At 64.5% G+C, this 5,771-nt stretch carries 5 protein-coding genes and 1 pseudogene; 4 read left to right on the top strand and 2 right to left on the bottom strand.

Features of this window, described 5'->3' with window-relative positions:
* The 4 genes and pseudogenes from DYI24_RS19915 to DYI24_RS19900 form a co-directional block, all read left to right on the top strand.
* A pseudogene (locus DYI24_RS19915) lies at positions 1-202 on the top strand (serine O-acetyltransferase EpsC); the annotation flags it as partial.
* 189 nt (positions 203-391) lie between these two features.
* A complete protein-coding gene (locus tag DYI24_RS19910; RefSeq protein WP_164573541.1) occupies positions 392-1,498 on the top strand; it encodes a methionine ABC transporter ATP-binding protein in 1,107 nt (368 codons plus the stop codon).
* The gene (locus tag DYI24_RS19905; RefSeq protein WP_107343465.1) at positions 1,488-2,156 is read left to right on the top strand and encodes a methionine ABC transporter permease; all 669 of its coding nucleotides are present in this window, start codon (positions 1,488-1,490) and stop codon (positions 2,154-2,156) included. Before DYI24_RS19910 ends, DYI24_RS19905 begins: the two co-directional genes overlap by 11 nt.
* A gap of 29 nt (positions 2,157-2,185) precedes the next feature.
* Positions 2,186-2,959 carry a MetQ/NlpA family ABC transporter substrate-binding protein gene (locus DYI24_RS19900; protein ID WP_164573540.1) on the top strand — a complete coding sequence of 258 codons (774 nt, stop codon included), beginning with the start codon at positions 2,186-2,188 and terminating at the stop codon, positions 2,957-2,959.
* 546 nt (positions 2,960-3,505) lie between these two features.
* On the opposite strand, the gene DYI24_RS19895 is transcribed toward DYI24_RS19900, so the two are convergent.
* Entirely contained in the window at positions 3,506-4,843 is a 1,338-nt protein-coding gene (locus tag DYI24_RS19895; protein ID WP_164573539.1) for a phenylacetate--CoA ligase family protein, read from the bottom strand.
* A gap of 95 nt (positions 4,844-4,938) precedes the next feature.
* Positions 4,939-5,724 carry a MetQ/NlpA family ABC transporter substrate-binding protein gene (locus DYI24_RS19890; RefSeq protein ID WP_164573538.1) on the bottom strand — a complete coding sequence of 262 codons (786 nt, stop codon included), beginning with the start codon at positions 5,722-5,724 and terminating at the stop codon, positions 4,939-4,941.
* Positions 5,725-5,771: the final 47 nt, after the last annotated feature.

Genomic DNA, 5,771 nt, shown 5'->3' with positions numbered 1-5,771 from the left:
CGTCAAGGGTGGCGACCGTCATCCAATCATCGAGGACGGGGTCGTGATCTATGCCGGCGCCACGGTGCTCGGGCGGGTGACGATCGGGCAGGGCTCGTCGATTGGCGGCGGCGTCTGGCTGACGCGCGACGTTCCGCCGAACAGCGTCATCACCCAGGCCAAGGCGCGGTATGACGCCTTCGAGGACGGTGGCGGTATCTGAGGCCGCGCGCCTGCGAAAGAATTTTCTCCCGATTGGCACTATTGGGTCAGATCTTGGTCGCCATTTGCTGTCAGCGCGACCGACGCGTTGTTTTTATTCTCCAGGCATTGCGATGCGGGAGGCCGGCCGGTAGTCGATAGGGAACGCCGCCACGCGGGCGGCCACCTGGAATCGATGAACGAGCCCATTATGAATGCTCCCTGGCAACCGCCCGCGGGAGAGCGCCCCGCCTTTGTATCGTCGCAGCCGACGACCGGTATCCTGATCGACCGTGTCCGCAAGGTGTATCCGGCGCGGAAGAGCAGCGCCGAAGTGGTCGCCCTCGACGACATCAGCCTGACCGTGCCGAAAGGCTCGATCCTCGGCGTGATCGGCCGCAGCGGTGCCGGCAAGTCGACGCTGATCCGGCTGATCAACGGCCTCGACAAGCCGTCGAGCGGTCGCGTCGTCGTCAACGGCGTCGAAATCACCGCGCTGTCCGAACGCGATCTGCGCACCGCGCGGCGCTCGATCGGCATGGTGTTCCAGCACTTCAATCTGCTGTCGTCGCGCACCGCGTTCGGCAACGTCGCGCTGCCGCTCGAGATCGCCGGCACGCCCAAAGCCGAGATCGAAAAGCGCGTGCTGCCGCTGTTGGACATGGTCGGGCTCGCCGACAAGCGTGATCGCTATCCGGCGGAGCTGTCCGGCGGTCAGAAGCAGCGCGTCGGCATTGCCCGCGCGCTCGCGACCGAACCCTCGGTGCTGCTGTCCGACGAAGCGACGTCCGCACTCGATCCGGAAACCACCGATCAGATCCTCGAGCTGTTGAAGCAGATCAATCGAGATCTGCATCTCACCATCCTGTTCATCACCCACGAGATGGCGGTGGTGAAAGCGCTAGCCGACCGCGTCGCGGTGATCGAAGGCGGCCGCATCGTCGAGGACGGCGCAACCTTCGACGTGTTCGCCACCCCGCGCCATGAGGTGACGCGGCGGTTCGTCTCGTCGGTGACCGGCAGCGGCGCGCCGGACTGGCTCTTGGAAAAGCTGCAGCCGCAGCAGCCGCCGGGCGGCCAGGCGGTGCTGCGCATCACCTTCAAGGGCAGCGACGCCAACCAGCCGCTGCTGTCGCGGGTGTCGCGCGATCTCGGCGTCAATCTCAACATTCTCTCGGGTCAGGTCGAGATGATCGCCGGCCATCCGTTCGGCACGCTGATCGTGTCGCTCGACGCTAGTCCCGACGTGCTGCGCCAGGTGATCGCGCAACTCTCGGCCGGCAACAATCTGGTGGAGCAGCTCGGCTATGTCGCCTGAACTCATTCGCATGATCGCGTCGTCGACGCTCGACACCCTCTATATGGTCGGCTTGGCGGGGTTGTTCGGCACGCTGATCGGTCTGCCGCTCGGTATTTTCCTCGCCACCTCTCAGGCCGGCGAGCTGTTTGCCGCGCCGATCGCCAATCGCCTGATCGGCGTCGTCGTCAACGCGACGCGCTCGACGCCGTTCATCATCCTGGTGGTGGCGATCGTGCCGCTGACCCGGCTGATCGCCGGCACCTCGATCGGCACCGCGGCGGCGACCGTGCCGCTGACAATCGCTGCGATTCCATTCATCGCTCGCGTCATCGAAGCGGCGATCCGCGAGGTCGATCACGGCCTGATCGAAGCCGCGCGTGCGTTCGGCGCCAGTCCGCTGCAGATCGTCCGCAAGGTGTTGCTGCCCGAAGCGATGCCGGCGGTGACGATGGCGCTGACGCTCACCATCGTCAGCCTGCTCGGCTATTCGGCGATGGTCGGTGCTGTTGGTGGCGGCGGCCTTGGCGACCTCGGCATCCGCTACGGCTATCAGCGCTTCATGCCGGAGGTGATGTTGACCGTGGTGCTGGTGCTGATCGCGCTGGTGCAGGGCGTGCAGACGCTCGGCGACACGCTGGCGCGCAAGCTCGATAAGCGCCGCATCCGTCGTCACTAATTTTCGCTGTTCAGACCAGGAGTATTCGAATGCGCCGTCTTGCCGTTTCCCTGATCGCGCTGGCTTTCGCCGGCGCTGCCCATGCCGAAACCATCCGTGTCGGCGTCACCGCCGGTCCGCATGCCGAGATCCTCGACGTGGTCAAGAAGGTCGCCGCCGAGCGCGGCCTCGACGTCAAGCCTGTCGAGTTCACCGACTACGTGGTGCCGAACCAAGCGCTGGCGCAGAAGGAACTCGAGGCCAATTCGTTTCAGCACGAGCCCTACCTGAAGGCGCAGGTCGCCAAGACCGGCTGGAAGATCGTCAAAGTCGCCAATACCATCGCGTCGCCCCAGGGCGTGTACTCGGTCAAGGTCAAGGCGCTGGCCGATCTGAAGCCGGGCGCTACTGTGGCGATCGCCAACGATCCGTCCAACGGCGCGCGCGGCCTGCAGATCCTGGCGCTGCATGGCTTGATCAAGCTGAAGGAGGGCGTTGGCGCCACCGCGACGGTCGCCGACATCATCGACAATCCGAAGAAGCTGAAATTCGTCGAACTCGACGCCGCGCAGCTGCCGCGGTCGCTGCAGGACGTTGATCTGGTGTCGATCAACAACAACTACGCGGTGCAGGCCGGCCTCGATCCGTCCAAGGATGCACTCGCCCGTGAGAACGTCGAAGGCCCCTGGGTCAACATCATCGCGGTGCGCGAAGAAGACAAGGACAAGCCCTGGGTCAAGCAGCTGATCGACGCCTATCACTCCGACCCGGTCAAGCAGTTCGTCGAAACCCGCTTCAAGGGCACGTATATCCCGGCGTGGTGAGGACGCGCCGCGCTCTGCGGCTACTCCTGACAGATGCGTCATCGCCGGGCTTGACCCGGCGATCCATCAGTCTTTGCAAGATGCGCGCTACGCGCGCGATGGATCCGCGGGTCAAGCCCGCGGATGACGTTGTATTCGCGGTAACGCCTCAACCTCAATCAACCTGGCCAAACAACTACGCCGCCTCGATCCGCAGAACGTAGCCCGGATGGAGCGCAGCGCAATCCGGGTCCTTTAATAACGCCGTGCTTAACGGCAGGCGCCGCCCCGCATTTCGCTTCGCTCCATGCGGGCTACGGGACTGGGATATTGGGTCGCCCGCTTTCGCGGGCGATGACGGCAGGGATCGGCACGCACGCCTGCTTCACTGGTTAATCACGTCCTCTCCCCGTCATTGCGAGCGCAGCGAAGCAATCCACAAAGTCTCGTGTACGGAGCTGGATTGCTTCGTCGGATTCGCCTCCTCGCGATGACGGTGCGTAGAGTTGCGGCGGAACGCTGACGCTCCGCCGCCTGGACCTAGGTCGTCCGCCGCCTGGTCCTTCCTCAGCTCCACACCCCGCTGCGCCGGTCCTCAACCCGCTTGGCCTTGTGCGTGGCGCGCGGCAGGGTGTCGGGCTTCAGCACCGAGACCGCGGCCGAGACGCCGGTGATGGCCTTGAGCTTGCGTTCGAACCGGTCGGCGAGCGTGTGAGTCTCGCCGTTGTAGCCGTGGATGTGCTCGACCTCGACGGTGAGACGGTCGAGGTGATTGATGCGGTCGACCACCAGCCGATATTCGCCGGTCAGCTCATGATCCTGCCGCGCTACGGCTTCGACGTCGCTCGGGAACAGGTTGACGCCTTTGATGATCAGCATGTCGTCGCGTCGGCCATGCACGCCGTTGAGCCGGATCGCGGTGCGGCCGCAGCGGCACGGCTCCGGATTGAAGCTGACGATGTCGCCGGTGCGGAAACGGATCATCGGCCGCGCGGTCTTTTGCAGCGTGGTCAGCACCATTTCGCCGCGGTCTCCCGGCTTCACCGGCTCGCCGCTGTCGGGATCAATCACTTCGACCAGGATGTGGTCTTCGGCCCAGTGCAGCCCTTCCTTCTGCTCGCACATCCCGGCGCAGGAGCCGAAGATGTCGGACAGGCCGTAATAGTCGTACACCGACGCACCCCACAGTTGTTCGATGCGGCCCCGGGTCTCGGGGATCGAGCCGCCGGGCTCGCCAGCGACGAAGATCCGGCGCACGGCCAGATCCTTGCGGAGATCGTAGCCTTCTTTGATCGCGGTCTCGCCGAGGTACCAGGCGTAAGACGGCGTGGTCCAGATCACCGTGGCCTGGAACTGGCGCAGGATCTGCAGCAGCCGGTCGGACGGAATGGTGCCGGCATGGATCGTCAGCGCGCCGAGCTTCTGGGCACCGAGCACGCACGGGCCGCCGATGAACAGCGAGAAGTTCAGCGAATGCACGTAGCGATCGCTTGGCCGCATTCCGGACGACCAGAACTGCCGCGCCTCATAGTCGATCCAGCCGTCGAAGTCGGACTGCGTGAACGGCGAGGCCGTCGGCACACCGGTCGAGCCGGACGATGCGGAGATATAAACGATGTCGCGCTCCGGCACTGCGACGAGATCGCCGAACGGCGGCACCGCGAGCTGGCGGTCACGCAGCGTGCGCTTGTCGATGAACGGAAAGCGGCGGATGTCGTCGAGCGATTTGATCTGGTCGGGCGAAACCTTCGCGGCGTCGAAAGCGGCGCGATAGGCCGGCGAGCCCGCATAGGCGTGGGCGACGTGCTTTTGCAGCAGCGACAGTTTCAGCGCGTCCCAGTCGGCGCGCGATTGGGTTTCGAGCTTGGCGTCCCAATACGGCCGCTCGTCGGAAGTCGTGGTCATGTGCAGTGTTCCTGAATGCCGACGACCGGCCGCAGGGCGGCCGGTCGCGTTGTCGATGACAGAAATGGCGTGGATCGTCGTCGCGGCGGCCGGTCTCACCAGGTGGTGAGAATGGTGCCGTTGAAGCGCTTTTCGGTGAAGGCCTTGACCTCCGGCGAGCGATAGATCTCGACGAACTTCTTCAGTGTGGCGTTGTCCTTGTTCTTGGCGCGGACCGCGAACACCAGGTTCCAGTTGGTGTCAGCGCCTTCCAGCAGCAGCGCGCTCTTCGGATCAAGCCCCGCGCTCAGCGCGTAGTTGAGGTTGACTGCCGAGAAATTGAGGTCGTTCAGCGAGCGCGGCAGCTGCGCCGCGTCAAGTTCGACGATCTTCAGATGCTTGGGGTTCTCGGCGATGTCGGCGATCGTCGCCTTGATGCCGATGCCCGGCTTCAGCTTGATCAGCCCGGCCTTCTCGAACAGCTGCAGCGCACGGGCGCCGTTGGAGGGGTCGTTCGGGATCGCGGCGCTGGCGCCGTCCTTGATGTCGGTCAGCGTCTTGACCTTGTTCGAATAGATCCCGATCGGCACGATGATGCTCTTGGCGATCGAGACGATGTCGTAGCCACGCTGCGCCACCTGGTTGTCGAGATAAGGCTGGTGCTGGAAGTTGTTGATGTCGAGATCGTCCTGCGCCAGCGCCGCATTCGGCACAGTGTAGTCGGTGAATTCGGTGATCTTCACCTCGATGCCCTGCTTGGCGGCGAGGTCGCCGGCGTAGCGCAGGATCTCGGCGTAGGGACCGGCGGTGGTGCCGATCCGGACCACCTCGGTGCTGAAGGCCGGAGCCGCGGCGGTGAGCGCGGCGAAAGCTGCCGCGACGAAAACGAGCTTACGAACCATGGGAATTCAACCTCGATACGTGACCATCTTGGTGGTCGTGGTTTGCG

The sequence above is a fragment of the Rhodopseudomonas sp. BR0C11 genome (genome assembly GCF_010820945.1).
GTDB lineage: Bacteria > Pseudomonadota > Alphaproteobacteria > Rhizobiales > Xanthobacteraceae > Rhodopseudomonas > Rhodopseudomonas palustris_H.
Note: the sequence above shows the minus strand (reverse complement) of the source record. Positions and strands in the feature narration are given on the sequence as shown.

What these genes read in the sequence shown, in the direction of transcription:
- DYI24_RS19910 (WP_164573541.1), top strand. Translation starts at nt 392, where the DNA reads ATGAATGCTCCCTGGCAACCGCCCGCGGGAGAGCGCCCCGCCTTTGTA.
- DYI24_RS19905 (WP_107343465.1), top strand. Translation starts at nt 1,488, where the DNA reads ATGTCGCCTGAACTCATTCGCATGATCGCGTCGTCGACGCTCGACACC.
- DYI24_RS19900 (WP_164573540.1), top strand. Translation starts at nt 2,186, where the DNA reads ATGCGCCGTCTTGCCGTTTCCCTGATCGCGCTGGCTTTCGCCGGCGCT.
- DYI24_RS19895 (WP_164573539.1), bottom strand. Translation starts at nt 4,843, where the DNA reads ATGACCACGACTTCCGACGAGCGGCCGTATTGGGACGCCAAGCTCGAA.
- DYI24_RS19890 (WP_164573538.1), bottom strand. Translation starts at nt 5,724, where the DNA reads ATGGTTCGTAAGCTCGTTTTCGTCGCGGCAGCTTTCGCCGCGCTCACC.